The following is a 22,144-nucleotide window of genomic DNA, read 5'->3' as shown; positions in this document are numbered from 1 at the left end:
CCGAACTCAAGGAAAACGCGCACATGAACTACAGCAACCCCACCCAGCTGCAAGCCGCCATCCTCGACTGGGCCGGCACCGTGGTCGACTTCGGCTCCTTCGCCCCCACGCAGATCTTCGTCGAGGCCTTCGCCGAGTTCGACGTGCAGGTGTCCATCGAAGAGGCCCGTGGCCCGATGGGCATGGGCAAGTGGGACCACATCCGCACCCTGTGCGACGTGCCGGAGATCGCCGAGCGTTATCGCAAGGTGTTCGGCCGCACGCCCAGCGACGACGACGTCACCGCCATCTACGAGCGCTTCATGCCGTTGCAGATCGAGAAGATCGCCGTGCACTCGGCGCTGATCCCCGGCGCGCTGGACACCCTGACCGGGCTGCGCCAGGACGGCCTGAAGATCGGCTCGTGCTCGGGCTACCCGAAAGTGGTGATGGACAAGGTGGTGGAACTGGCGGCGCAGAACGGCTACGTCGCCGATCATGTGGTGGCCACCGACGAAACCCCGAACGGCCGCCCGTGGCCGGCCCAGGCCCTGGCCAACGTGATCGCCCTGGGCATCGACGATGTGGCGGCCTGCGTGAAAGTCGACGACACCGTGCCGGGTATCCTCGAAGGTCGTCGTGCCGGGATGTGGACCGTGGCCCTGGTGTGCTCGGGCAATGCCCTGGGACTGACCTGGGAAGGCTATCGCGCCTTGAGCGCAGAGAAGCTGGAAAGCGAGCGCAAGCGTATTCACACGCTGTTCGCCGGATCCCGCCCGCACTACCTGATCGACACCATCAACGAACTGCCCGAGGTGATCGCCGATATCAACCGGCGCCTGGCCAAGGGCGAGATGCCGCAGAGCGTCTGACAGCAGGTTCCATCGCGGGGCCCGCCCGCCCCCATACAGGCCAGTGCACGCTGGCGTGGGGCGGGCTTGCCCCGCGATGTTTTGCGGCTCAGACCGCCCTGTTCAACTTCACCCACGAGGCGAACTTGTCGATGAATCCCTGCAGGAACGGCCGGGTCTTCTCGCTCAGCTTGCCCGATTCATCGAACAACGCCGCCGCCCCGCCGAGGTAGACCTCGGGCATCTGCAGGCAAGGCATGTCGAGAAACACCAGCGACTGGCGCACGGCATGGTTGGCGCCGAAGCCGCCGATCGCCCCCGGCGACACACTGGCCACCGCTGCCGGCTTGCCACTCCAGACGCTCTGCCCATAAGGCCGCGAACCGACATCGATGGCGTTCTTCAGCCCGCCCGGCACCGAACGGTTGTACTCCGGGGTGACGAACAGCACTGCGTCACTGCGCCGGATCTCGTCGCGAAAACGCTTCCACGCCTCAGGCGGCGCAGCGGTCTCGAGGTCTTCGTTATAGAGCGGCAAGTCGCCGATCTCGACGATCTTCAAGGCAAGGCTGGACGGCGCCAGCTCCGCCAGCGCACGGGCGACCTTGCGGTTGTAGGAGTCCTTGCGCAAGCTGCCGACGACGACCGCTACCGAATAGACCTGGCTCATGGCACTACCTCTGCTGGAAAAAGGGACGTAACTAGTTATAGATGACCGTTCCTCGTCCCCCTGATTTTTTTCCATCGGGCGGAAAACTTCCCAGGCGTTTCGCTGGTCTATGGGTACAGACATTTCCCACACGTTTCAGAGGTTTCCCCCGAAAATGGCAGCAGTAATGGTCGGCCAATTCCACGCCCGCGATGCCGAAGGCCGTATCTACCCGGTTCACGAGTTCCAGGAGTCGACGCTCCAGGCCGACGGCAGCACCCAGGGCTCGCCCATCACCACCTACCGCCTGGCCATCGGCGATCGGGTCAATCACCTCGGCGACAACCGTTTCGAGCTGGCCCAGACCGGCGTCGAGATCATCCGCATTCCCTGACGCAGTCGACCGTGTAGACCGGCCCTTGGCCAAGGTCCTCGCGCTGCAGCCCGTGCACATCGGCGACGAAACCTGCAAAGCCCTGGTCGAAGGCCCGGGCGAACGCCAGGTAGTCGAGGATCGAACGGGTCGCCTCGGTGAAGCGCTCACCCGGCATGATCAATGGAATACCCGGCGGGTAAGGCACCAGCATCACCGCCGAGACCCGACCCAGCAGTTGCTCGATCGGCACCGCCTCCACTTCACCACGCACCATCTGGTCATAGGCCCGAGCCGGACTCATGGCCACCTCCGGCAGGCGCGTGAACAGGCGCTTGAGCTGCTTGGCCGTGGCATTGGCGCGATAGCAGCCGTGCAACTGCTCGCACAAGTCGCGCAAGCCCAGCCCGTGATAGCGTGACGGCTGTTCGGCGACCACGCTGGGCAGGCACTCGCGCAACGCCGTGTTGCCATCGTAGTGGCGCTTGAACTCCAGCAACTCGGTCAACAGCGTGCTCCACTTGCCCTTGGTGATGCCCATCGAGAACAGCACCAGGAAGCTGTACAGCCCGGTCTTCTCCACCACCAGCCCGCGCTCCCAGAGGAACTTGCCGACCACCGCCGCCGGAATGCCGCACTCGCCCAGCACCCCGCCGGCATCGAGCCCCGGCATCACCAGGGTGACCTTGAGCGGGTCGAGCAGCACATAGTCGTCGCTGATCTCGCCGAAGCCATGCCACGCTGCCCCCGGTCGCAGTAGCCAGTCTGCTGCCTCCAGGGTCTGGGCGCCTTCGGCCATGGGCGGTTGCCAGATGCTGAACCACCAGTCGTCGGGGGCAATGCTTTCACGCAGGTTGGCCAGGGCACGACGAAAACTCAGCGCCTCGTCGAACATCTCCTGCAGCAGCGAACGCCCCGCCGGCCCCTCCATCATGCTCGAGGCCACGTCCAGCGAGGCGAGGATGCTGTATTGCGGCGAGGTGGAGATGTGCATCATGAAAGCTTCGTTGAAGCGGTCGCGATCCAGCTGGCGCAGCGCGCCGTCCTGCACGTGGATCATCGAGGCCTGGCTGAAGGCCGCCAGCAGCTTGTGGGTGGAATGGGTGGCGAACAGCAGCGGGCTGTCCGCCGTGCGCGGCGTGCCCATGGCGTAGCGTCCGCTGAAAAAGTCGTGGAAGGCGGCATAGGCGAACCAGGCCTCGTCGAAGTGCAGCACCTCGACGCTGGCGCCGAGCATCTGCTTGATCTGCCCGGCGTGGTAGCACAGACCGTCGTAAGTCGAATTGGTCACCACCGCCAGGCGGATCTTCTCCGCCCGCCCCTGGGCCAGCGGGTTGGCCTGGATCTTCGCCTGGATCGACGCCGAGCTGAACTCGCTGAGCGGGATCGGCCCGATGATGCCCAGTTCGTTGCGCTCGGGGCACAGGTAGATCGGGATGGCTCCGGTCATGATGATCGCGTGGACCACCGACTTGTGGCAGTTGCGGTCCACCAGCACCAGGTCGTCGCGACCGACCATGGCATGCCAGACGATCTTGTTGGCAGTTGAGGTACCGTTGATGACGAAGAAGGTGTGGTCGGCGCCGAAATTGCGCGCCGCCCGCGCCTCGGCCTGGGCCAGCGGTCCGGTGTGGTCGAGCAGCGAACCCAGCTCCGGCACCGAGACCGACAGGTCCGAGCGCAAGGTGTTCTCGCCGAAGAACTGGTGGAAAGCCTGGCCCACTGGGCTCTTGCGGTAGGCCACACCACCGCCGTGGCCCGGCGTGTGCCAGGAATAGTTGGATTGCGCGGTGTGTTGCACCAAGGCCTTGAAGAACGGCGGCAGCAGGTCTTCGAGGTAGATGTGCGCGGCCCGTGCCACTTGCCGGGCGAGGAACGGCACGGTGTCTTCGAACAGGTAGAGGATGCCGCGCAACTGGTTGAGTTCGCTCATCGCCTCGGCCGGCGCATTCTCCAGGGTGACCTGCTCGCCCAGGGCAAAGATCGGCAGATTTGGCGCACGCAGGCGGGCCAGGCGGATCAGCTCGGCCATGTTCTGCAGCAGGTGGCTGTTTTCGCCGGCACCCTCGGCGGCAATCAGCATGCAGGCCAGGCCGTGGTGGGTAGCGGCCACCAGGCGTGCCTCGGCGTGGTCGGCGGCCTTGATGATGGCAAAGCCGTCCTGGGCCAGCTCATCGGCGATGCCACGCACCCGCTCGCCGGCGACGCTGTCGGCCTTGATCGCGCGATGGACGATGAGGATCGGGAACTTGAGGTCCTTGTACATCGGGCGGCTACCTCTGCGGGTAATTTCCCTCAGGGTAGTCGATGCAATCGCGGGGCAAGCCCCTCGATTGGGCGCTATGGCAGACGCCTCAGTTGGCGGATGTCTCGGTCAGTGCCTGCCACAGCGACGGCCCACCCGCCGACTTGGCGATGGCCGCCAGACGCTCGGCATGGGCCTCCAGCTCTTCGGCACTGGCCATGATCACCCGTCCCGGCGCGCGCCCGGCGATACGACGGATCTCACTGCCGGTGCCGCCCTGCCCCTCTTCGCCACCGGCGCCGTCGCCGGCCAGCGACAAGCTGGTCTGGCCGCCAGTCATCGCCAGGTAGACGTCGGCCAGCAGTTCCGAGTCGAGCAGTGCGCCGTGTAGCTCACGGCCGGAGTTGTCGATGCCGTAGCGTTTGCACAGGGCGTCGAGGCTGTTGCGCTGCCCCGGATGGCGTGAGCGCGCCATCATCAGGGTGTCGAGGATGCTGCAGTGCTGCGAGATATCGGCGCGGTCGTGCTGGCCCAGCAGGGCGAACTCGTTGTTGATGAAGCCAACGTCGAACGCCGCGTTGTGGATGACCAGGGTGGCGCCCTGGATGAAGTCGTAGAACTCCTCGGCCACGTCGGCGAAACGCGGCTTGCCGATCAGGAAGGCGTCGGTGATGCCGTGGACGCCGATGGCACCCTCGTCACTCTCGCGGTCAGGCTGCAGGTAGACGTGGAAGTGCCGACCGGTCAGGCGCCGGCCCATGACCTCGACGCAACCGATCTCGATGATGCGGTGGCCTTCGCCCACCGGCATACCGGTGGTTTCGGTATCGAGAATGACCAGGCGCTGGTCTTGCTGCTGTTCCACGCGGGGGACTCCAACTGGCAGGGCTTGTAAGGACGGGGCGGGAGTATAACCCAAGCCCGGGCGTTATGCGGCCATCGCGGGGCAGGCCCACTTGCGCGAAGGCCACAGTAGAGGGCGCAGTTGAACGGTGCCTCAGCGCTGCGCGCGGACCTCGTCGACACCACGATTGGCCAGCTGGTCGGCGCGTTCGTTGCCCGGGTGGCCGATATGCCCGCGCACCCACTTCCAGGTCACCTTGTGCCGGTTGACCTGCTCATCGAGGGCCATCCACAGGTCGGCGTTCTTCACCGGTTCCTTGGCGGCGGTCTTCCAGCCACGCTTCTTCCAGTTGGTCATCCACTCGTTGATGCCCTTCATCACGTACTGGGAGTCGGTGGTCAGGACCACCTCGCACTCGCGCTTGAGCGCCTTGAGCCCCTCGATCGCGGCCATCAGTTCCATGCGGTTGTTGGTGGTCTCGCGCTCGCCGCCCCACAGTTCCTTCTCGACGCCCTTGAAAACCATCAGGACGCCCCAGCCGCCCGGGCCAGGATTGCCCTTGCAGGCACCATCGGTGTAGATCTCGACGCTATCGCTCATGTACCACTCGTGTTCAGTGCTTTTCGGATTCCGGATGGGGGGCGTTGCGGTTGACCTTGGCCAACGGCAGCGGCAGCAGCTTGCCCATCGGCTCGCGGCGCTCCAGACGCAGGGGCCGCAGGCCCACCACCATCTTGCGCGCCACCAGCAGGTAGACACCGCCGCCGGCCGTCTGCCAGCCGCCCGCCACCCGCTCCCAGCCAGCCAGGCGCTGCTGCCAGGCCGGTGAGGCAAGCGGCGGACGATAGCACCCGAAGCGGCGTTTCTCCAGCGCGAAGCCCAGCAGGTTGAGCCAGTCGCCAACCCGCGACGGCGAGATGCAGCGTGCCTTGCGCAAGGCACCCTGGCCGAAGAAATGGCGCAGGCCCCAGCCACTCCAGGGGTTGATGCCGACGATCAGCAGGTGACCGCCCGGACGCACCGCGCTGGCCGCCTCGCGCAGCAGGCCATGGGGCGACAGGCTGAAGTCCAGGCCATGCTGCAGCACCACCACGTCGGCGGCGTGCTCCGACAACGGCCAGGCCTGCTCCTCGCAGACGATCTCCACCCCGGGCAGCGGCGCGCCCAGGCGCACGTTGCGCTGTACCTGCGTGGCCTTGGGCGGGGGTTCGGCGCACGGACCGTAGTGCACCAGGTAGCCACCGAAGAAGCGTCCCAGCTCCTCGCCGAGCAGCAGTTCTTCTTCCTTGAGCATCAATTGCCCGAGCGGGCCGTTGAACCAGTCGCGGGCCAGGCGGATCAGCTCGACCCATTCGGGGTCGGCCTGGGCGAAGGCTTGGTCGGTCATTGCGTTCTCCCTCGAAGGTTCTCCGCCCGCGCCATCGCGGCTAAGATGCCTTCAATATCCAGGCTTGGCGATACGGATCCGCACCATGATACAGATCGATGCCCTACCCGCTTTCTCCGACAACTACATCTGGTTGTTACAGGATACTGCCAACCGCCGCTGCGCGGTGGTCGACCCCGGCGACGCCGCGCCGGTGCTCGCCTGGCTCGGCGCCCACCCCGGCTGGGTGCTGGCGGACATCCTGGTGACGCATCACCACCATGACCACGTCGGCGGCGTCGAGGCACTCAAGGCCGCCAGCGGCGCCCGGGTCTGCGGCCCGGCCCACGAGCGCATCCCGGCCCGCGACCTGGCCCTGGAGGACAACGCCACGCTGCAGGTGTTGGGCCTGGAGTTCCAGGTCATGGCCATGCCCGGCCATACCCTCGGGCACATCGCCTATTACACTGCGCAATCGCCCACGCCGCTACTGTTCAGTGGCGACACCCTGTTCGCCGCCGGTTGCGGGCGCCTGTTCGAGGGCACCCCGGAACAAATGCACCAGTCACTGCAGCGCCTGGCCGCGCTGCCCGCCGAAACCCTGGTGTACTGCACCCACGAATACACCCTGAGCAACCTGCGCTTCGCCCGTGCCGTGGAGCCGGACAGCGAGCCTGTTCGCCGGCGCTTCGAGGACGTTACCCGCCTGCGCGCCGACAATCGCATCAGCCTGCCGTCGAACATCGGCCTGGAGCGCCTCACCAACCCCTTCCTGCGCACTGCTGAAATATCCGTTAAACAAAAAGCAGACGAATGGAAGGGGCATTCGAACACCAGCCAAGCCGCTGTTTTTGCTGCCTTGAGGTCTTGGAAGGACGTGTTCTGATAACCCCAAGATATATCGCACTCTAGCCGTAAAGGTTGACCCGGCCGGGACCGGTTTCTAGAATCGCCGAAATTTTTGCCCGGATAACCGTCCCCGCCGATGTCTTCCCGTAGCCGCAGAACCGCTCATTCGGTCGCCCTGACGCGACTGGCACAAATCAGTGCGCTGGCGCTGGCCGCCACCCTGGTCGGCTGCCAGAGCACCCGTCAGCTCGACGAATCCGACAGCGTTCGCGCGCACAACTATCAGGCGCGGATCAAGCACAAGCCCGCCCCGCTGATGGTCAAGCACAAGGAGCAGGCACCACCCCAGGATGTCTGGGAGCGCATGCGCCAGGGCTTTGCCCTGCAGGACGGCATCGACGTCAACCCACGCATCGAACAGCAGCGCCTGTGGTTCGCCAGCAACCCGTCGTTCCTCGAGAACGCCGGCGAACGCGGCAGCCTCTACCTGCACTACATCGTCGAACGCCTCGAAGAGCGTGACATGCCGCTGGAGCTCGCGCTGCTGCCGGCCATCGAGAGCGCCTACAACCCGATGGCCTACTCCCGCGCGCACGCTGCCGGCATGTGGCAGTTCATCCCGTCCACCGGGCGCCACTTTAACCTGCGCCAGACCCACTTCTACGATGGCCGCCGCGATATCACCGCGTCGACCAACGCCGCGCTGGACTACCTGAACCGCCTGCACGACATGTTCAACGGCGACTGGCTGCTGGCCCTGGCCGCGTACAACGCCGGCGAAGGCACCGTCAGCCGTGCCATCGAGCGCAACGAGCGTCTCGGCCTGCCGACCGACTACTGGAACCTGCCGCTGCCGCAGGAAACCCGCGACTATGTGCCCAAGCTGCTGGCCCTGTCGCAGGTGGTCAACACTCCGGACGCCTACGGCGTCAACCTCAACCCGATCGCCAACGAGCCGTACTTCGAGGCCGTCGCCATCAACGAGCGCCTCGACCTGTCGCGGGTCGCGGCCTTCGCCGACATCGACGAGGACGAGCTGATCCAGCTCAACCCGGCGTTCAAGAAGCGCATGACCGTGGACGGCCCCAAGCAACTGCTGGTACCGACCGCCAAGGCGCAGCTGCTCAGCGACCGCATGTCCAACCTCAAGCCCGAGGAACTGGTCAGCCTGCAACCGAACAAGGCCGTGTTCCAGGCCGCCCTGGCCGAGACCAAGGCACCGGCGGCGCGCAGCTACCGGGTCAAGCGCGGCGACAACCTCGGCAGCATCGCCAAGGCCAACCGCGTCGCGGTCAAGGATATCCAGCGCTGGAACCGCCTCTCCGGCAACAGCCTCAAGGTCGGCCAGGTGCTGGCCCTGCGCGGCGGCAATGCACCGAGCGCGGCAGCCAACCGCGTGGCCGAGGCCAAGCAGCGCTCTACCCAGTACAAGGTGCGCAAGGGTGATTCCTATTACCTGGTGGCCAAGCGTTTCAATGTCGAGATGAAGCACCTCAAGCGCTGGAACCCGCGCAGCGGACACGCGCTCAAGCCAGGGCAGACCCTGACCGTCTACCTGTCGCACTGATGTGAGTTCCGGGGCTGCCTGGCAGCCCCAATCAGCCACATCCATCCGACCGAATCGCACCCTTTTTCCATTCCAGACAAGCTGTTACTGTAGCCCGAACCAAGCCCAACGCCCCCTGGATCGGATGCCGACTTGATACGTCCCCTCCTGCTGTCACTCAGCCTGGCCTTGAGCTTCCCCGCCGTCGCGATGGTGAGCGAAAGCCACGGATACGCGCAGTTCGGCATGCTCAAGTATCCAGCCAGCTTCACCCACTTCGACTGGGTCAATCCGCAAGCGCCCAAGGGCGGCACCTTGCGAGCGATGGCCTTCGGCACCTTCGACACGCTCAACCCCTACACCTTCAAGGGTTCGAGCCCGGTCACCACGCCCAACTTCCTGCAGTACGGCATCAACGAGTTCAACGAACCGCTGATGGTCGGCACCGGCATGTACGACCCCTCCGGCGACGAGCCCACCTCCAGCTACGGCCTGATCGCCCGTTCCGTCGAGTACAGCGAGGACCGCAGCTGGGTGGTGTTCAACCTACGCCCCGAAGCGCGCTTCCATGACGGCGTGCCCATCACCGCCGCCGATGTCGCCTTCAGCTACCGCACCCTGCTCAAGGATGGCCACCCGATCTACCGCACCAACCTGCAGGAAGTGGCGCGGGTCGACATCCTCGGTCCGCAACGCATCCGCTTCGTCTTCAAGCGTGCCGGCAACCCGCTGCTGATCCTGCGCCTGGGCGAGATGCCGGTGCTGCCCAGACACTACTGGGAAAAGCGCGACTTCAAGGCCACTACCTTCGAACCACCGCTGGGCAGCGGCCCCTACCGCATCAGCGAAGTGCAGCCCGGCCGCCGGGTGGTGTTCGAACGCGTGAAGGACTACTGGGGCAAGGACCTGGCGGTAAACCGCGGCAAGTACAACTTCGACCGCGTCGAGTACGAGTTCTACCGCGACGCCACCGTGGCCTTCGAAGCGTTCAAGGCCGGCGAGTTCGACATCTATATCGAGCACCAGGCGAAGAACTGGGCCAACGGCTACAACTTCCCCGCCGTGCGCCGCGGCGAGGTGATCAAGGCACAGATCCGCCACCAGATCCCGACCCAGACCCAGGGCCTGTTCATGAACAGCCGCCGCGCCACTTTCAGCGACCCGCGAGTACGCCAGGCGCTAGGCCTGATGCTCGACTTCGAGTGGACCAACCGCGCCCTGTTCAACGGTGCCTACCGCCGCGCCAGCAGCTACTACCCCAACAGCGAGTTCGCCGCCAGCGGCCTGCCCACCGGCAAGGAGTGGCTACTGCTCAAGCCGTTCCGCGACCAGTTGCCGGAAAAGCTGTTCACCCAGCCCTACCAGGTCAGCCACACCGACGGCAGCGGCATCAGCCGCCAGGCCCTGCGCCAGGCCCTGAACCTGCTCGGCCAGGCCGGCTGGAAGCTCAACGGCCAGCGCCTGGTCGACAGCAAGGGCCAGCAGCTGCGCCTGGAACTGTTGCTGGTGAACCCCAACCTCGAACGCATCCTGCAACCTTATGTCGAAAATCTTGCCAGCATCGGCATCGATGCGCGCTTGCGTACCGTCGACCGGGCCCAGTACAAACAACGGCTCGACCAGTTCGACTTCGACATGATCCTGATGACCCTGAACCAGACCCTAAGCCCGGGCCTCGAGCAGTGGCTGTACTTCCACTCCAGCCAGGCCGCCATCAAAGGCAGCAAGAACTACGCCGGCATCAAGGACCCAGTGGTCGACCACCTGCTCGACACCCTGCTCGCCGCCCGCAGCCGTGACGACCAGGTCGCCGCCGCCCGCGCCCTGGATCGCGTGCTGTCCTGGCAGAACTACATGATCCCCAACTGGTACCTCGACACGCACCGCCTGGCCTACCGCAACCGGTTCGCCTTCGTCACCACGCCGCCCTACACCCTCGGGCTGAACAGCTGGTGGCTCAAGCAGACTTCGGAGAAAGCCCAATGAAGCCAAGCAACCGCCTGCGCCCACTGCTCGGCAGCCTGCTGCTCGCCTGCCTCGCGCTCCCGGCGCTGGCCGCCCCGCAGCATGCCCTGACCCTCTACGACGAAGCGCCGAAATACCCGGCCGGCTTCAAGCACTTCGACTACGTCAACCCCGACGCCCCCAAGGGCGGCACCTTCCGCCAGTCCAGCTTCGGCGGCTTCGACAGCCTCAACCCGTTCATCAACAAGGGCGTGCCCGCCGACAACATCGGCGCCATCTACGACACCTTGATGCGCCAGAGCCTGGATGAGCCTTTCACCGAATACGGCCTGGTGGCCGGCAAGATCGAGAAGGCCCCCGACAACCGCTGGGTGCGCTTCTACCTGCGCCCCGAGGCACGCTTCCACGACGGCCGGCCGATGCGTGCCGAAGACGTGGTGTTCACCTTCAACGCCCTGCTCAAGGACGGCGCACCGCTGTATCGCCAGTACTACGCCGACGTCGCCGAGGTGGTCGCCGAAGACCCGCTCAAGGTGCTGTTCAAGTTCAAGCACGGCAACAACCGCGAACTGCCGCTGATCCTCGGCCAGTTGCCGGTGCTGCCCAAGCACTGGTACGAAGGCCGCGAGTTCAGCCGCGGCAACCTGGAGATCCCGCTGGGCAGCGGCCCGTACAAGGTCGCCGAGGTGAAGGCCGGCCGCTCGGTCCGCTACGAGCGGGTCAAGGACTACTGGGCCAAGGACCTGCCGATCAACCGTGGCTTCTACAACTTCGACGTGATGACCTTCGATTCCTACCGCGACAACACCGTCGCCCTCGAAGCGCTCAAGGCCGGCCAGTTCGACTATGGCCTGGAGGTCAGCGCGAAGAACTGGGCCACCGCCTACGACGTACCCGCCGTGCGCGACGGCCGGCTGATCAAGGAAGAGCTGCCCAACGGCAACCCTGTCGGCATGCAGGGCTTCATCTTCAACCTGCGCAAGCCGATGTTCCAGGATATCCGCGTGCGCCACGCCATCAGCCTGCTGCTGGACTTCGAATGGACCAACAAGCAGCTGTTCAATGGCGCCTACATCCGCACCGGCAGCTACTTCGAGAACTCCGAGATGGCCGCCAGCGGCCTGCCCAGCCCTGCCGAGCTGAAAATCCTCGACCCGCTGCGCGGCAAGGTACCGGACGAGGTATTCAGCGCCGCCTTCCACAACCCCGTCACCGACGGCAGCGGCATGATCCGCGAGCAGCAGCGCCAGGCCTACAAGCTGCTGCAGGAGGCCGGCTGGAAGATCGTCGACGACAAGATGGTGGACAAGGACGGCAAGCCGCTGACCATCGAGTTCCTGCTGGCCCAGACCCAGTTCGAGCGGGTGCTGCTGCCGTTCAAGCGCAACCTCGCCGACCTGGGTATCAACCTCGAAATCCGCCGCGTGGACGTGTCGCAATACATCACCCGCCTGCGCTCGCGCGACTTCGACATGATCGTCGGCGGCTACCCGCAGTCCAACTCCCCCGGCAACGAGCAGCGCGAGTTCTGGTCCAGCGCCGCCGCCGACAATCCCGGCAGCCGCAACTTCATCGGCCTGCGCGATCCGGCCATCGACCAGTTGGTGGAGCAGTTGATCAACGCCGACTCCCGGCAGAGCCTGATCGACCATTGCCGGGCCCTGGACCGCGTGCTGCAGTGGGGCTACTACGTGATCCCCAACTGGCACATCAAGACCTGGCGCGTGGCCTACTGGAACCACATCGGCCACCCGGCGGTATCGCCCAAGTACGACATCGGCATCGACACCTGGTGGATCAAGCCCGATGTCACGCCGGCGGTGAGCGAAGCCCCCGCAGCGCAAGAGGCCAACTGACATGCTGGCCTATATCCTGCGGCGCCTGCTGCTGATCATCCCCACGCTGTTCGGCATCCTGATCATCAACTTCATCATCGTCCAGGCCGCCCCTGGCGGCCCGGTGGAGCAGATGATCGCCAAGCTCGAAGGCTTCGACGGCGCCACCAGCCGTATCGCCGGCGGCGGCGCCGAAGTCTCGGTGGCCGGCTCCAACTACCGCGGCGCCCAAGGCCTGGACCCGGCGCTGATCGCCGAGATCGAACACATGTACGGTTTCGACAAGTCGGCGCCGGAACGGCTATGGATCATGGTCAAGAACTACGCCCAGCTGGATTTTGGCAACAGCTTCTTTCGCGACGCCAAGGTCATCGACCTGATCGCCGAGAAGATGCCCGTGTCGATCTCGCTGGGGTTGTGGAGCACGCTGATCATGTACCTGGTGTCGATCCCCCTGGGGATCGCCAAGGCCGTGCGCCACGGCAGCCACTTCGATGTCTGGACCAGTTCGGCGATCATCGTCGGCTACGCCATCCCGGCATTCCTGTTCGCCATCCTGCTGATCGTGCTGTTCGCCGGCGGCAGCTACTTCGACTGGTTCCCGCTGCGCGGGCTGACCTCCAACAACTTCGACGAGCTGTCCACCACCGGCAAGATCCTCGACTACTTCTGGCACCTGGTGCTGCCGATCACCGCGCTGGTGATCGGCAACTTCGCCACCATGACCCTGCTGACCAAGAACAGCTTCCTCGACGAGATCAACAAGCAGTACGTGGTCACCGCCAAGGCCAAGGGCCTGAGCCGTACCCGCGTGCTCTACGGCCATGTGTTCCGCAATGCCATGCTGCTGGTGATCGCCGGCTTCCCCTCGGCGTTCATCGGCATCTTCTTCACCGGTTCCCTGCTGATCGAGGTGATCTTCAGCCTCGACGGCCTGGGCCTGATGAGCTTCGAAGCGGCGATCAACCGCGACTACCCGGTGGTGTTCGGCACCTTGTTCATCTTCACCCTGCTCGGCCTGGTGGTGAAGCTGATCGGCGACCTCACCTACACCCTGGTCGATCCGCGCATCGACTTCGCCAGCCGGGAGCACTGACATGGCCCTCTCCCCTCTCAATCGCCGGCGTTTCGAGCGCTTCAAGGCCAACCGCCGCGGCTGGTGGTCGCTGTGGATCTTCCTGGTGCTGTTCACCCTGAGCCTGGGCGCCGAGTTCATCGCCAACGACAAGCCGATTGCCGTGCGCTACGACGGCCAGTGGTACTTCCCGGCGTTCAAACGCTACCCGGAGACCACCTTCGGCGGCGAATTCCCGCTGGAGGCCAACTACAAGAGCCCGTACATCCGCGAACTGCTGGCCAGGAAGGACGCCTTCGTGCTTTGGGCGCCGATCCCCTACAGCTACCAGAGCATCAACTACGACCTGAAAGTCCCTGCTCCCGCGCCGCCCTCGACCGACAACCTGCTGGGTACCGACGACCAGGGCCGCGACGTGCTGGCCCGGGTGATCTACGGTTTCCGCATCTCGGTGCTGTTCGCCCTGACCCTGACCATCGCCAGCTCGATCATCGGCGTGATCGCCGGGGCCTTGCAGGGCTTCTACGGCGGCTGGGTCGACCTCGTCGGCCAGCGCCTCCTGGAGATCTGGTCCGGCCTGCCGGTGCTGTACCTGCTGATCATCCTCGCCAGCTTCGTGCAGCCCAACTTCTGGTGGCTGCTGGGCATCATGCTGCTGTTCTCGTGGATGAGCCTGGTGGACGTGGTGCGCGCCGAGTTCCTGCGCGGGCGCAATCTGGAGTACGTCCGCGCCGCCCGCGCCCTGGGGATGCGCAACGGCCCGATCATGTTCCGGCATATCCTGCCCAACGCGATGATCTCGACCATGACCTTCATGCCGTTCATCCTCACCGGCGCCATCGGCACCCTCACCGCCCTGGACTTCCTCGGCTTCGGCCTGCCCGCAGGCTCCCCCTCGCTGGGCGAGCTGGTGGCCCAGGGCAAGTCCAACCTGCAAGCCCCGTGGCTGGGCATCAGCGCCTTCGCCGTGCTGGCGGTGATGCTGAGCCTGCTGGTATTCATCGGCGAATCCGCCCGCGACGCCTTCGACCCGAGGAAATGACATGCGCCAAGACACCCTGATCGAAGTCCGCGACCTGGCGGTGGAGTTCGTCACCGGCGAACAGGTCAACCGCGTGGTCGACGGCATCAGCTTCGACATCCGCAAGGGCGAAACCCTGGCCCTGGTCGGCGAAAGCGGCTCGGGCAAGTCGGTGACCGCCCACTCGATCCTGCGCCTGCTGCCCTACCCGCTGGCGCAGCATCCTTCCGGCACGATCCAGTACGACGGCAAGGACCTGCTGCACCTGGGCGAGAAACCCATGCAGCGAATTCGCGGCGACCGCATCGCGATGATCTTCCAGGAGCCGATGACCTCGCTGAACCCGCTGCACAGCATCGAGAAGCAGATCAACGAGATCCTGTTGCTGCACAAGGGCCTGACCGGCAAGGCGGCCACCGCGCGCACGCTGGAGCTGCTGGAACTGGTCGGCATTCCCGAGCCCAGGAAACGCTTGAAGGCCCTGCCTCATGAGTTGTCCGGTGGTCAGCGCCAGCGGGTAATGATCGCCATGGCCCTGGCCAACGAGCCCGAACTGCTGATCGCCGACGAACCCACCACCGCACTCGACGTGACCGTGCAACTGAAGATTCTCGACCTGCTCAGGGAACTGCAGGCGCGCTTGGGGATGGCCTTGCTGCTGATCAGCCACGACCTCAACCTGGTGCGCCGCATTGCCCACCGCGTGTGCGTGATGCAATGCGGCAAGATCGTCGAGCAGGCCGATTGCGCCACGCTGTTCGGCCAGCCGCAGCATCCGTATACGCAGATGCTGATCAACGCCGAGCCCAGCGGGGCGCCTGCCGCGAATGCCGAAGGCGCGCCATTGCTGGAAGTGAAGGACCTGAAGGTGTGGTTCCCGATCAAGAAGGGGCTGCTGCGCCGGACCGTGGACCATGTGAAGGCCGTGGACGGGGTGAACTTCAGCCTGCCCCAGGGGCAGACGCTGGGCATCGTTGGCGAGAGTGGGTCGGGCAAGTCCACCTTGGGGTTGGCCATCTTGCGGTTGATTTCCAGCCAGGGTGGGATTCGCTTCCACGGACAGAATCTGGAAGGGCTGAACCAGAAGGAAGTACGGCCGCTGCGGCGGGAGATGCAGGTGGTGTTTCAGGACCCCTTTGGCAGCCTGAGCCCGCGCATGTGCGTGGCGGATATCGTTGGCGAGGGGTTACGGATTCACAAGATCGGCACGCCGGCCGAGCAGGAAGCGGCGATTATCGCGGCGTTGGAGGAAGTGGGGCTGGATCCCCGGACGCGGCATCGCTACCCCCATGAGTTTTCTGGTGGGCAGCGCCAACGGATTGCGATTGCTCGGGCGTTGGTGTTGAAGCCGGCGTTGATTCTGCTGGATGAGCCGACCTCTGCGCTGGATCGGACGGTGCAGCGGCAGGTGGTTGAGTTACTGCGGAATTTGCAGGTCAAGTACAACCTGACTTATCTGTTCATCAGCCATGACCTGGCGGTGGTCAAGGCGTTGAGTCATCAGTTGATGGTGATCAAGCATGGGCAGGTGGTGGAACAGGGGGATGCTGAAGCTATCTTCCATAAGCCCAAGCATGGATATACGCGGCAGTTGTTGGAGGCGGCGTTTTTGGGCACGACATCGGTTGCCTGAAGCGCTGTTCCCACTGTTCAACTGAATTGAAGGGATAGGATGAAGCATTGATCTTCAGTTAAACGCGAGGCCTGCAGGAGCGACCTTGTGTCGCGACACAAGGTCGCTCCTGCAGGGGATTTGGATGGCCAGGCCCTGAGCGAGCACGCGCGGCGGATCAAGCCATGCGTTGCCAGCGAAGCCTGAAGGCTCAGTGCCCGCCCAGGCTCGCGCTGACCACCGGCTGGTCGGGGTCGTGTCCGAGGAACGTGACCTCCACAGCCATCCCCACCTTTGGACAAGGCATCGCACTCGGCCAGTCAGCCGCCAGCGGCAGCCAGCAACGACTCTTGTCGTCGAACCGGCCATCGGGGTCCCAGGGGAACTGGACCTCTACCCGCGCCAGGCGTCGATCCCCCCGGCCCTCCCCGCTTTCCACCGCAATCACCACGGCCGCCTGGCTCGCAGGCACCAGGGGCTTCTTGTGCACCACCGGCGGGCGATAGAGCACGCCCCACGGCAGCACCGCCTGGCCATCGGCGAACACCAGCACATGGCCTTGGGCACTGTGCCGGAAGTAAAAGCGAATACCCTCCTCTTCACACAAGCGCTGGACGAAGTGCAGGTCCGTTTCATCGTACTGCGTGCAGTAATCCCGCTCGGCGTAGGTCGAGCCCAGTTCGAAAAGATAGGCCTCGCCCACGATCCCATGCTCTTCCAGTATCAGGGCCACGATCCTGGGCACCGAGAGCCGTTGGTAGATCCTGCGGTTGGTACGGTGGCGCAAGTAGGACAAGTGCGGCACCACGGCCAGCTTGTAGCGTGTCGAGCGCGCGCCCTTGCCATTTGCCGCGATATGGTAGATCCGTCCGTGGATGCCATTGCCGCGCGCATCGAAGGTGAAGTACGCCTCACGATCGAAAAAACGCTGCAGGTCGCGTTCCGGCCACTCGCTGGCCAGCTCCACGTTGAAGAAGTAAGGCTTGTTGGCCATCTCCTCGCCGGTATAGGCGAGCACCTGAAAACCATGCTCCATGCCTTCTATCGTCAGGCTCATGTGAGTCTTATGGGCTGGGCTGAACATGCGCTGTTCTCCTCCTGCATGACAGAGGGCTGAGGTACACGAGACCATCGCCTGCTCCTGCCGGCAGCCGGCGCCTCGAGGCGATCGTGTTGCTTTGCGGCCTGGGCCGGCGGGCAGCCCGCTGCATCGGGCTGCGGGCGACATGCCAGGTCACACCCCGCTCTTCACCTTGGTCCAGACCCGCGTGCGGATCCGCTCGAGCTTCAAGGGCAAAGGCTCGAGCGGTATCAGCGTGGCGACCGTCTGCTGGTCGGGGTAGATCCACGGATTGTCCCGCAGCGCCTGTTCGACGAACGCGGTGGCGTCCTTGTTGGCGTTGGGGTACAGCGTGTGGTTGGAGGTCTTGGCGATCACCTCCGGGCGCATCATGTAGTTGATGAACGCCATGCCTTCCTTCGGGTGCGGCGCGTCCTTGAGCAGCACCAGGTTCTCCGACCAGACCAGCGCGCCTTCGCGCGGCAGACTGTAGGTGATGTTGCGCCCGGTGTTGTTCTTCTCGTTGATGGCCTGTGCGGCCAAGGCGCCGTTGGCCCAACCCACCACGGCACAGATGTTGCCATCGGCCAGGTCGGCGTCGATGCGCGAAGAATCGAAATACAGCACGTACGGACGGATCTTCATCAACAGGTCTTGCGCCTTCTGGTAGTCCGCCGGGTTGCTGCTGTTGCTGGGCAGCCCCAGGTAGTTGAGGGCGATCGAGACGATCTCGCTGGGTGAGTCCAGCATCGCCACGCCGCACGACTTCAACTTGCTGATGTTCTCTTCCTTGAAGATCAGGTCCCAGCTGTTCACCGGCGCCTGGTCGCCCAGGGCCGCGCGGACCTTGTCGACATCGTAGCCGATGCCAGTGGTGCCCCACAGGTAAGGCACGGCATAGCGGTTGCCGGGATCGTTGACCGCGAGCTGGGCCAGGATGGCGGGGTCGATATGCGACAGGTTGCCCAGTTGCTCGCGGTCCAGCGGCTGCAGCACGCCGGCCTGGATCAGGCTGGGCAGTACATTGGAGGTCGCCACCACTACGTCATAGCCGGTGCGTCCGGCCATGACCTTGCTCTGCATGATATCGGCGCTGTCGAACGCATCCATGTGCACCCGGGTGCCGGTTTCCTGCTCGAACGCCTTGGGAGTCTCCGGCGCGAGCAAGCCGAACCAGTTGTACAAGTGCATGCCGGGCTGTGCGGCAAGGGTTGGCGTGCTGATGGCAGCACACAGAAGCGAAGCCGAAAAAAGGGTTCGCAAACACAACGTTCTCATGCAACATCCTTATCCAAACGATATACCGTCGGGCCCCTCCTGGACCCAGACAGCGACTATACCGGGCATGTCCGGGTAGTAAATACCTACGAATACTTACCTTTGTCCTGCGTATTCCTAACCCAAAAGGGGTAGAAAATGCCGTTCGACCTGCATGGCCTGGCGTGGCACCGCTCGATCGGAAAGCTGATCATGCAGCTGGACCGTCCGGCATTCTGGAGTTCATTGATCCGGGTTCTGAACGAATACGTGCAGATCGACAACTGGGTGGTTCTGGTATTCGGCCATCAACAAGTGGAAGTGGTGAGCTTGCCCGAAGTCGCGGATGCCGAAGAGGTCGATGCGTTCATTCACCGCTATGTAAAAGGCCTGTACCTGCTGGATCCGTTCTATATCGCCAATCGGGAAAACCCGCAGAGTGGCTTCTTTCATCTGGCGGATATCGCCCCGGAATACTTCGTCAATACCGAGTACTACCACCAGTATTTTGCCCAGTACATTTCTGCGGACGAAGCACAGTACAACGTCCAGCTCGACGCGGACCGGACATTGTGCGTTTCGGTTGGCAGCAAGTTACGTTTCACCCCGGAGCAGATCACCCTGCTGGACATCATCAAGCCCTGGGTCACGGCCCTGATGCACCAACGCATGCAGTTCGAGACCGACGTCGGCAGGAACCTCGCCGAGCCGCCCTCGTGGCAGGAAACCATCGCCCAGCTGGGCACCCAGATCACCACGCGCGAAAGCGATGTACTCACGCTGCTGCTCAGCGGTTTTTCCAACAAGGAAATCGCCGGCAAGCTCGCTCTTTCGACCGAGACGGTGAAAGTCCACCGCCGCAATCTCTACGCCAAGCTGAACATCAAGTCGCAATCCGAATTGTTTGCCCTGTTCTTCATGCCGCGACAAGAAGCACTCGTGACCAGTTGAAGCCGAGTGCGGGCTCAACGCCCGCCCAGCATCGCCTGGCGCTCGCGCCAGATCTCCTGCACGAACGGGTCGGTCACCCCATACAGCCCATGCCCCCGGCGAATGACGAGATTGGCCGCCAACAGGTCATTGACCACCGGCTGTATCTCCTCCACCCGCACCTCACGCCCGATGAACGCCGAGTACGCCCCCGCCGCCTCGTTGGAAAACACCCCGCGGGTTTCGCCATCCACCGAAGCGATACGGGCGAAGATGGCCTGGGCCAGCACGCCCAGTTCCTCGACCTTCATCAGCTCCAGGTCCGCTGCCGCCGAGCGCAGCGTGGCCGCGATCACCGGCAGCACCACGTCGGCGCCAGAGGCGAGGCTCGGCGAGTGCACCAACTGACGCAGGGCACGGATGAACTCCTCGGGCCGGCTGCCCAGGGTCTTGAACGCCTCGCTCGCCACTGCCAGCGAAGGCAGGTTGTCCAGGCCGTCGGCCGCCAGCCGGTCGAGCCAGAAGGCGACATAGTCCTCGCCCAGCACCGGATAGGCCACGTTGGTCGCGCCGGCGAATGCCTGGTTACGCCGGGCGGTCAGCTCGTTGACCATTGCCCGGTGCGAGCCGGTGCCGATGAACAGGAAGTGCCCGCCAGGGGCTGGCCGCGGGTTGATGGCATCGCGCGCGGCCTTCAGGGCCAGCATCATCTGCTGCCCGTCCTCGGTGGTGATGGCGTGCTGCACTTCATCGACGATCAGCACCACATTGGCCTTGGCCTGGTCCACCACTTCGCCCAGGGCCTGGGCCAGCGTCACGCCGCCCGCCTCGCCCAGGGTGTCGACACTGAAGCCGAACTTGAAGCCGACCAGCTCCACCTCGGCACCACGCAAGGTCCGCAGGCGTTGCATGAACGACGAGGTCGGCGTCTGCAGGTCGTGCAAGGCCTTGCGCACGGCAGCGAGCACCAGCGTCACCGGGCTGGTCTGGGTATCGCTCCACAGGTCGACGTAGATCACCAGCGCGCCCTTGGCTTCCAGCGCGGGGATCAGGTCGTTCCTGAGGAAAGTGGTCTTGCCTGTGCGCCGCAGGCCAGACAGGAACAACCCCGAGCGCAGGCCGATATCCAGCGCGGAGGGCTCCAGCAGTTGCCTGGCCATGTCGGCCGCCAGTTCGGGGCGTAGGAAGATATCGGCCATCGGTTTATCCTGAATTATTGGTGAGCAATAATTATTGGCAGCGAATAATTCGCTGTAAAGCAGCCCTAGGCTGAGCGGTGATCACGGGCAATGGCGCGCGACGACCGGTCAGCGCCTCAGGGCGCAAGCAGGATGCCGCGCCCCGCCTCGCCTTCCCCGCCGGCAGCGCGCTCCAGCAGGTAACGCGCCGGCGGCTTGCCCATCGCCTTGCGGAACATGGTGACGAAGCCGCTGGCGCTCTCATAACCCAGCTCCAGCGCCACAGCCTGCACGCTCTGGCCCCTGGCCAGGCGTTGCAGCGAGAGGATCACATGCAACTGGCGCCGCCAACGACCAAAACTCATGCCCAGCTCCTGCAGCAGCAGCCGGCTCATGCTGCGCTCGCTCATGCCGATGTGCCGAGCCCATTCGCCACTCGGCGTCTTGCTGGCCGGGTCGGCCAGCAGCGCTTGCGTCAGTTGGCGCAGTCGACGGTCAGCAGGCATCGGCAGGTGCAAGTCCTCGACCGGAGCCTGGCACAACTCATCGAGCAAGGTGGCGATCAAGCGCGCCTGCGGGCCCTGCTCGGCGTACAGCGTCTCGAACCCACTGGCCTTGAGCAGCAATTCGCGCAGCAGGGGTGACACTGCCAGGGTGCAGCACACCGCCGGCAGGCCCTGCAGCGCGTCCGGCTCGACGAACAGGCAGTAGCATTCGGTCTCCCCCGAGCCGCGAACCGAGTGCAGCAGGTCGCCCGGGATCCACAACGCGCACTGCGGCGGCACGATCCAAAGGCCGGTGTCGACCTCGCAGTTGATGATCCCACGCACCGAATAGATCAGCTGGGCCTTGCGATGGCGATGGGGGGCGTGCTCCCAGTCCTTGCCGACCGAGGAAGCGTTGAGGGCGATGACCTGCCGGGCCATGCCGTCGATATCCCACGTGCGTGGGGAATGCGCTGCGTTGCCGGGCTGCATGGCGGATGTCCAGGCCTTTGGCTGAAATGAAAAATACAATGACAAGATTGCGCAATGACGTCCAGCGCTGCCGTGGTTATCGTGCAACTGCGTCGCCGACGCCTTGTTTTCAGGAGGACGAACCAGATGCTCTTGCACACCGCCTATTTCCCGCTGGTCTGGATGAAGATCGGCACCGCCGCCATCGACACTCGCGACGAAGGCTTCACCGCTTTCGAAGCACTGCTGGCCCGCGCGGAACCGTTCGTGCTGCTGGATGCGGACAGCGCCCAGCGCGAGGAACGCGAAGACGCCCATGAGGGGCGCAAGCAGCTGTCACTGTGGATGAAACGGCACAAGGCCGCGCTGCGCGCGTTCGTCAAAGGCCAGATCAATGTCGAGCCCGATGCCGGCAAGCAGGCGTTCCTGCGTGCGTTCGCCCCGAAGTTCGAGGCGTTCTGGGGGTATCCGCTGTTCGTGGTGGACACCCAGGAAGAGGCGTTCAAGGTCGCCGACCGGCTACTGGCGAAATCGCCAGAGGAGTGACGGGAAC

At 64.5% G+C, this 22,144-nt stretch carries 20 protein-coding genes; 11 read left to right on the top strand and 9 right to left on the bottom strand.

What is annotated here, in order from left to right; all coding sequences use genetic code 11:
* Window positions 1-23 precede the first annotated feature (23 nt).
* Window positions 24-851 carry a phosphonoacetaldehyde hydrolase gene (phnX, locus tag F3J43_RS15300; RefSeq protein WP_166887959.1) on the top strand — a complete coding sequence of 276 codons (828 nt, stop codon included), beginning with the start codon at window positions 24-26 and terminating at the stop codon, window positions 849-851.
* An 88-nt stretch (window positions 852-939) separates the two neighbouring features.
* Here the strand turns inward: phnX and F3J43_RS15295 are convergent, their stop codons facing one another.
* Window positions 940-1,500 carry an NADPH-dependent FMN reductase gene (locus F3J43_RS15295; protein WP_166887956.1) on the bottom strand — a complete coding sequence of 187 codons (561 nt, stop codon included), beginning with the start codon at window positions 1,498-1,500 and terminating at the stop codon, window positions 940-942.
* Between the two features lie 154 nt (window positions 1,501-1,654).
* Here F3J43_RS15295 and F3J43_RS15290 point away from each other — a divergent pair, with 154 nt between their 5' ends.
* Complete coding sequence (locus tag F3J43_RS15290; protein WP_166887953.1) at window positions 1,655-1,873, top strand: hypothetical protein; 219 nt, start codon at window positions 1,655-1,657, stop codon at window positions 1,871-1,873.
* On the opposite strand, the gene F3J43_RS15285 is transcribed toward F3J43_RS15290, so the two are convergent.
* The 4 genes from F3J43_RS15285 to F3J43_RS15270 all read right to left on the bottom strand — a co-directional run bounded on the left by F3J43_RS15285 (window position 1,857) and on the right by F3J43_RS15270 (window position 6,328).
* The gene (locus F3J43_RS15285) at window positions 1,857-4,118 is read right to left on the bottom strand and encodes an Orn/Lys/Arg family decarboxylase (protein ID WP_166887950.1); all 2,262 of its coding nucleotides are present in this window, start codon (window positions 4,116-4,118) and stop codon (window positions 1,857-1,859) included. The genes F3J43_RS15290 and F3J43_RS15285 overlap by 17 nt on opposite strands.
* Before the next feature lie 88 nt (window positions 4,119-4,206).
* Window positions 4,207-4,962, bottom strand: coding sequence for a DNA polymerase III subunit epsilon (dnaQ, locus tag F3J43_RS15280; RefSeq protein ID WP_166887947.1), 756 nt, complete (start codon window positions 4,960-4,962; stop codon window positions 4,207-4,209).
* A 132-nt stretch (window positions 4,963-5,094) separates the two neighbouring features.
* Window positions 5,095-5,541: a ribonuclease HI gene (rnhA, locus tag F3J43_RS15275; RefSeq protein ID WP_028690529.1), complete on the bottom strand. Its 447-nt coding sequence runs from the start codon at window positions 5,539-5,541 to the stop codon at window positions 5,095-5,097.
* 13 nt (window positions 5,542-5,554) lie between these two features.
* Complete coding sequence (locus F3J43_RS15270) at window positions 5,555-6,328, bottom strand: class I SAM-dependent methyltransferase (RefSeq protein WP_166887944.1); 774 nt, start codon at window positions 6,326-6,328, stop codon at window positions 5,555-5,557.
* A gap of 85 nt (window positions 6,329-6,413) precedes the next feature.
* On the opposite strand from F3J43_RS15270, the gene gloB reads away from it, so the two are divergent.
* The 7 genes from gloB (at window position 6,414) to F3J43_RS15235 (ending at window position 16,231) form a co-directional block, all read left to right on the top strand.
* The gene (gene gloB, locus F3J43_RS15265) at window positions 6,414-7,193 is read left to right on the top strand and encodes a hydroxyacylglutathione hydrolase (protein WP_166887941.1); all 780 of its coding nucleotides are present in this window, start codon (window positions 6,414-6,416) and stop codon (window positions 7,191-7,193) included.
* 99 nt (window positions 7,194-7,292) lie between these two features.
* Window positions 7,293-8,723 (top strand): lytic transglycosylase domain-containing protein, encoded by a 1,431-nt coding sequence (locus F3J43_RS15260; RefSeq protein ID WP_166887938.1) that lies wholly within the window; start codon window positions 7,293-7,295, stop codon window positions 8,721-8,723.
* A gap of 132 nt (window positions 8,724-8,855) precedes the next feature.
* Window positions 8,856-10,688 carry an extracellular solute-binding protein gene (locus F3J43_RS15255; RefSeq protein WP_205297885.1) on the top strand — a complete coding sequence of 611 codons (1,833 nt, stop codon included), beginning with the start codon at window positions 8,856-8,858 and terminating at the stop codon, window positions 10,686-10,688.
* On the top strand, window positions 10,685-12,523 hold the full coding sequence (locus F3J43_RS15250) for an extracellular solute-binding protein (RefSeq protein WP_166887935.1): 1,839 nt from the start codon (window positions 10,685-10,687) through the stop codon (window positions 12,521-12,523). The genes F3J43_RS15255 and F3J43_RS15250 overlap by 4 nt, the downstream gene beginning before the upstream one ends.
* Window position 12,524: 1 nt before the next feature.
* Window positions 12,525-13,598 carry a microcin C ABC transporter permease YejB gene (locus tag F3J43_RS15245; RefSeq protein ID WP_166887932.1) on the top strand — a complete coding sequence of 358 codons (1,074 nt, stop codon included), beginning with the start codon at window positions 12,525-12,527 and terminating at the stop codon, window positions 13,596-13,598.
* Window position 13,599: 1 nt separating this feature from the next.
* Window positions 13,600-14,619 carry an ABC transporter permease gene (locus F3J43_RS15240; protein ID WP_166887929.1) on the top strand — a complete coding sequence of 340 codons (1,020 nt, stop codon included), beginning with the start codon at window positions 13,600-13,602 and terminating at the stop codon, window positions 14,617-14,619.
* Window position 14,620: 1 nt separating this feature from the next.
* Complete coding sequence (locus F3J43_RS15235) at window positions 14,621-16,231, top strand: ABC transporter ATP-binding protein (protein WP_166887926.1); 1,611 nt, start codon at window positions 14,621-14,623, stop codon at window positions 16,229-16,231.
* A 190-nt stretch (window positions 16,232-16,421) separates the two neighbouring features.
* On the opposite strand, the gene F3J43_RS15230 is transcribed toward F3J43_RS15235, so the two are convergent.
* Window positions 16,422-17,267, bottom strand: coding sequence for a contractile injection system protein, VgrG/Pvc8 family (locus tag F3J43_RS15230; protein ID WP_205297884.1), 846 nt, complete (start codon window positions 17,265-17,267; stop codon window positions 16,422-16,424).
* A gap of 177 nt (window positions 17,268-17,444) precedes the next feature.
* Entirely contained in the window at window positions 17,445-18,461 is a 1,017-nt protein-coding gene (locus tag F3J43_RS15225) for a polyamine ABC transporter substrate-binding protein (RefSeq protein ID WP_286184627.1), read from the bottom strand.
* A 225-nt stretch (window positions 18,462-18,686) separates the two neighbouring features.
* On the opposite strand from F3J43_RS15225, the gene F3J43_RS15220 reads away from it, so the two are divergent.
* Window positions 18,687-19,478: a helix-turn-helix transcriptional regulator gene (locus F3J43_RS15220; protein ID WP_166887914.1), complete on the top strand. Its 792-nt coding sequence runs from the start codon at window positions 18,687-18,689 to the stop codon at window positions 19,476-19,478.
* Window positions 19,479-19,492: 14 nt separating this feature from the next.
* Here the strand turns inward: F3J43_RS15220 and F3J43_RS15215 are convergent, their stop codons facing one another.
* Entirely contained in the window at window positions 19,493-20,656 is a 1,164-nt protein-coding gene (locus F3J43_RS15215; RefSeq protein WP_166887911.1) for an AAA family ATPase, read from the bottom strand.
* 116 nt (window positions 20,657-20,772) lie between these two features.
* Window positions 20,773-21,612, bottom strand: coding sequence for an AraC family transcriptional regulator (locus F3J43_RS15210; protein WP_166887908.1), 840 nt, complete (start codon window positions 21,610-21,612; stop codon window positions 20,773-20,775).
* 126 nt (window positions 21,613-21,738) lie between these two features.
* Here F3J43_RS15210 and F3J43_RS15205 point away from each other — a divergent pair, with 126 nt between their 5' ends.
* Window positions 21,739-22,137: a hypothetical protein gene (locus tag F3J43_RS15205; RefSeq protein ID WP_166887905.1), complete on the top strand. Its 399-nt coding sequence runs from the start codon at window positions 21,739-21,741 to the stop codon at window positions 22,135-22,137.
* Window positions 22,138-22,144: the final 7 nt, after the last annotated feature.

Origin of the sequence: Pantoea sp. Cy-639 (genome assembly GCF_011752525.1) — a bacterium.
Lineage (GTDB): Bacteria > Pseudomonadota > Gammaproteobacteria > Pseudomonadales > Pseudomonadaceae > Aquipseudomonas.
The sequence above is the reverse complement of the archived record's forward strand: the minus strand, read 5'-3'. Positions and strand labels throughout refer to the sequence as shown.

What these genes read in the sequence shown, in the direction of transcription:
- rnhA (WP_028690529.1), bottom strand. Translation starts at nt 5,541, where the DNA reads ATGAGCGATAGCGTCGAGATCTACACCGATGGTGCCTGCAAGGGCAAT.
- F3J43_RS15205 (WP_166887905.1), top strand. Translation starts at nt 21,739, where the DNA reads ATGCTCTTGCACACCGCCTATTTCCCGCTGGTCTGGATGAAGATCGGC.
- F3J43_RS15240 (WP_166887929.1), top strand. Translation starts at nt 13,600, where the DNA reads ATGGCCCTCTCCCCTCTCAATCGCCGGCGTTTCGAGCGCTTCAAGGCC.
- F3J43_RS15290 (WP_166887953.1), top strand. Translation starts at nt 1,655, where the DNA reads ATGGCAGCAGTAATGGTCGGCCAATTCCACGCCCGCGATGCCGAAGGC.
- phnX (WP_166887959.1), top strand. Translation starts at nt 24, where the DNA reads ATGAACTACAGCAACCCCACCCAGCTGCAAGCCGCCATCCTCGACTGG.
- F3J43_RS15260 (WP_166887938.1), top strand. Translation starts at nt 7,293, where the DNA reads ATGTCTTCCCGTAGCCGCAGAACCGCTCATTCGGTCGCCCTGACGCGA.
- F3J43_RS15215 (WP_166887911.1), bottom strand. Translation starts at nt 20,656, where the DNA reads ATGGCCGATATCTTCCTACGCCCCGAACTGGCGGCCGACATGGCCAGG.
- F3J43_RS15210 (WP_166887908.1), bottom strand. Translation starts at nt 21,612, where the DNA reads ATGCAGCCCGGCAACGCAGCGCATTCCCCACGCACGTGGGATATCGAC.
- F3J43_RS15295 (WP_166887956.1), bottom strand. Translation starts at nt 1,500, where the DNA reads ATGAGCCAGGTCTATTCGGTAGCGGTCGTCGTCGGCAGCTTGCGCAAG.
- F3J43_RS15245 (WP_166887932.1), top strand. Translation starts at nt 12,525, where the DNA reads ATGCTGGCCTATATCCTGCGGCGCCTGCTGCTGATCATCCCCACGCTG.
- F3J43_RS15230 (WP_205297884.1), bottom strand. Translation starts at nt 17,267, where the DNA reads ATGAGCCTGACGATAGAAGGCATGGAGCATGGTTTTCAGGTGCTCGCC.
- F3J43_RS15250 (WP_166887935.1), top strand. Translation starts at nt 10,685, where the DNA reads ATGAAGCCAAGCAACCGCCTGCGCCCACTGCTCGGCAGCCTGCTGCTC.
- F3J43_RS15220 (WP_166887914.1), top strand. Translation starts at nt 18,687, where the DNA reads ATGCCGTTCGACCTGCATGGCCTGGCGTGGCACCGCTCGATCGGAAAG.
- gloB (WP_166887941.1), top strand. Translation starts at nt 6,414, where the DNA reads ATGATACAGATCGATGCCCTACCCGCTTTCTCCGACAACTACATCTGG.
- F3J43_RS15225 (WP_286184627.1), bottom strand. Translation starts at nt 18,461, where the DNA reads ATGCACTTGTACAACTGGTTCGGCTTGCTCGCGCCGGAGACTCCCAAG.
- F3J43_RS15235 (WP_166887926.1), top strand. Translation starts at nt 14,621, where the DNA reads ATGCGCCAAGACACCCTGATCGAAGTCCGCGACCTGGCGGTGGAGTTC.
- F3J43_RS15270 (WP_166887944.1), bottom strand. Translation starts at nt 6,328, where the DNA reads ATGACCGACCAAGCCTTCGCCCAGGCCGACCCCGAATGGGTCGAGCTG.
- F3J43_RS15285 (WP_166887950.1), bottom strand. Translation starts at nt 4,118, where the DNA reads ATGTACAAGGACCTCAAGTTCCCGATCCTCATCGTCCATCGCGCGATC.